The sequence below is a fragment of the Thiolapillus sp. genome, from assembly GCF_048562965.1.
GTDB classification, from domain to species: domain Bacteria; phylum Pseudomonadota; class Gammaproteobacteria; order Chromatiales; family Chromatiaceae; genus Thiolapillus; species Thiolapillus brandeum_A.
The window spans coordinates 1-2,148 of sequence record NZ_JBHNMF010000536.1 but is presented as its reverse complement, the minus strand read 5'-3'; the positions used below and the strand labels follow the sequence as shown (position 1 = coordinate 2,148).

1 pseudogene is annotated in these 2,148 nt (G+C 51.2%); it reads right to left on the bottom strand.

Features of this window, described 5'->3' with window-relative positions:
* Positions 1-43: 43 nt before the first annotated feature.
* Positions 44-2,148, bottom strand: a pseudogene (locus ACOCD2_RS17375) (DEAD/DEAH box helicase); the annotation flags it as partial.

Below are 2,148 nucleotides of genomic sequence, written 5' to 3'. Positions count from 1 at the left end.
ACTAAACAGTTTTGGATGTTTCTCGACATCGCTCGGAAATACATCAATAGACCATTTTGGCTATGATGTTTTGCACATAAAAGTCACGCCTGTCTTCCATGAACAGAACGTGCATATCCTCCAGCTCGTCTATGGTCTTTCCCCAATTCAGCTTGCCCAAGCGTGTCGGTGTCACGATAAAGCTGTTGAGTACGACCCCGTCTGCTGACAACCGGTTTTGGATATCCTTGATCACCTTGTGAAACTCGATTTTCTTGTGGCCGGGACCTTCATGCTGAAGACCGTGTGGTTCAATGAAAGACAGGTATTGCTTGCTGCCCCTGATCTGCCAGAGCAGGAAGTCAGGATAGAAGTTGCCGGCCTCGAAGAAGCCGATCCCGCGCCCGCGGCTTTCGTTCCTGAGCAGAAACAATTCAATGCCCTGATCTTCAAGATTTTTCCGCTCTCGCTCAATGTATTGCCGGAGATCATCCAGAAACTGAAACTCGCTTTCGTTAAGTGATACAGGAGCGATCTGAATCTTACTGCCCTTGGCAGCATGCAAGACAGGCTCATAGATGTGATTGGCAAAGAGGCATCCCTTCAAGTCGCCGGCCTGCAATATGCTGCTTTTGCGTGCGGCGATTTCATGTGTCAGGGCTTTGATGTCATTGATGAGTGCCTGCTGGTCGGCATAGACAATGAGTTGGTACTCATCTTCCTGTGGAAGATTGCCGTCATCTGGCTCCAGCTCACGCAACTCCAGGCGCGGTTCGATGAAGGCGGCCTTGCAGTAGTTGTAAAACTCTTCGATGTACTTCTGCAAAAGCTCTGCCGCCATCTCCTGCCAGAGATGGACATTGGAAAAACTGTCCAGCGTCATCTTTCCGGAAGGGGTAACAAGGCGATACCAGGTTCCATCTTCAAGCAATGGGCGTATCGCCGATTTGGCGATATTCAGGTTGTACCAGGTACGTTCGCGCCTGAATTTTTCCAGCCTGAAGAACAGATCATCATAGTCAAGATAAACGAGATGGTCGTTTGAGAAGGTGCTTGACTCTTTCTCGCCGACTCGACTTCCCTGTTTGGATTCCAACGACTGGATTCTCGGGTACCAATCAATTTCGATCAGTTTTTGACGCAGCTTGTCAGGCACCTGGCCAAAAACCGGAACCGCCCCGTCGCGTTTGAAGTCGTACTCCCGGCCATCATCGCGTTTTCGTCGAGGGCGCAGTACCTTGAGACGATGCCCGAATTCATAGGTGATGTTGAGGGGGATGGTGTAGACATCCTTCTGGTTATTCGGCGGCAATTCCTCCTCTTCGAGGAATTTACGGAAGCGTTCCATGAAGTCCGCTTCAATGCCGAAAACATTCAGTGTTTCGACATACTGGATGTATTCAGGCTGGTGGGTAGGCGTGGCAAAGCCGCTACGCTGGAGTGTCCAGTTATGGCCTTTCAGGCGAACGCCGCGTCCGAATAGCTGGATAATCTGTGCGCCTTCGTTTTTGCCGACATGCATGAGACCGAGTGTGCTGACGCGCCAACAGTCCCAGCCTTCTACGAAGCGCTTCGAGCCGATCAGAAGGTTGAGCGGAGAGGAAGAGAGATTGATCTGCCCGAAAAGGGTTTCAGAAAACTCTGACTCCAGGACTGAGACGTTGTCAAAATTCTGTGCGGCGATATGGGTCGCGAGGCCGGACGCGTCACCCACATTGATGAGACCAAAAGGGGTTTCTTCCTGGCCAACCCGCAGCATGATCTCATTCTCATCGCCCTTGATACGGGCAATGGACAATTGCCCGCCCGCAGCATTTTGGAACAGCTTGGCCAGGATATCCTGTAGCAGATCCTGCGCATTCCAGCCTTTACGTGCGATCAGGTGTTGGAGATAGACGAAGCTGCCCGCGAAAATATCGCCGCCGTTTTCATCGAGCAGGCCGGTCTGTTGTGCATTGCCGGTTAAAAGCCGCTCGATTTCGGTGGCTGTGGCGGCCTGATCCTTGAGAAAGCTTGCAAGAAACGAGATGATCATTCCTACATCAGAAACCGTGGCTTTTTCTGCCTTGGTGCCGGTCGCCTTGGTAACACTGGATCCTACGAAGACCCAAAGAGGTTTTTCGATATTGTAGGCGGCATAATTCCCATGTTTATCCTCATACAGCTTAA